Source organism: Vibrio sp. 779(2023) (genome assembly GCF_033344285.1).
GTDB classification, from domain to species: Bacteria; Pseudomonadota; Gammaproteobacteria; order Enterobacterales; family Vibrionaceae; genus Vibrio; species Vibrio alginolyticus.
In genome coordinates, this window is record NZ_JAWPOM010000232.1 from 1 (window position 1) to 1,034 (window position 1,034).

Consider the following 1,034-nt stretch of genomic DNA (forward strand, 5'->3'; position numbering starts at 1 on the left):
GCTGCCGCTCCGTACGTCCGCTTTACAGGTTTAGCCGAAAAAGGCAGCAAACTTAAGGCGATTGAAGTGCGTGGTGTGGATCCTGCGTATGAGCAAGCGGTGTCGAGCATGTCTGACTTTATTGATCCAGAGGCGTGGCAAAACTTTTACTCAGGCCAACAACAAGTGATTTTAGGTCGAGGAGTTGCAAATGAGTTGAAGGTGCAAGTCGGTGACTACGTCACGTTGATGATTCCTCAAACGGGTGGCACAAATAAAGTTCAAGCGCCGAAACGTGTGCGCGTCAAAGTGGCGGGCTTTTTGACGTTGAACGGCCAAATTGATCATTCATTGGCTTTAGTTCCGCTGGCGGATGCGCAGCAATACGCTCGTTTAGGAGACGGCGTAACTGGAATTTCTCTAAAAACCGATGATGTTCTTGATGCGCCTTCGATCGTTCGAGAAGTCGGCAACCTAGTGAATGTGTACGTATATTTGAAGAGTTGGCAGCAGCAGTTTGGCTTTCTCTACCGTGACATTCAGTTGGTACGCACGATCATGTATTTAGTCATGGTATTAGTGATTGGTGTGGCGTGTTTCAATATCGTCTCGACATTGATGATGGCGGTGAAGGACCGCGCAGCAGAGATCGCAATTTTGCGTACGATGGGGGCAAAAGATGGTCTGATTAAACGTATTTTCGTTTGGCAGGGCGTCTTCTCTGGAGTGTTTGGTAGCCTTGTCGGTAGCCTTGTTGGTGTGTTGGTTGCGTTAAATTTAACTCCAATCATTAAGGGGCTTGAAGGCTTAATAGGACACCAGTTTTTATCGGGTGATATCTACTTTGTGGACTTTCTTCCATCGCAGTTGCATTGGCCTGACGTTGCATTGGTGTCGACCACCGCTATCGTATTAAGCCTATTGGCCACTTGGTACCCAGCTTCTCGCGCAGCGAAACTGAACCCTGCCGCGGTTTTGAGTGCTAAGTAGCGAAGGAAGGAAAGCTAGCCTCGTAGACATCGTTGTTAGCGATGACTTATTTTGCTAAGTACTCT

General features: G+C 48.0%; 1 protein-coding gene. It reads left to right on the plus strand.

Annotated elements, in window-relative coordinates:
* Positions 1 to 969: lipoprotein-releasing ABC transporter permease subunit LolE (lolE, locus tag R8O70_RS26295; protein WP_318184598.1), on the plus strand; the 969-nt coding region annotated here is incomplete at its 5' end.
* Between the last annotated feature and the right edge of the window lie 65 nt (positions 970 to 1,034).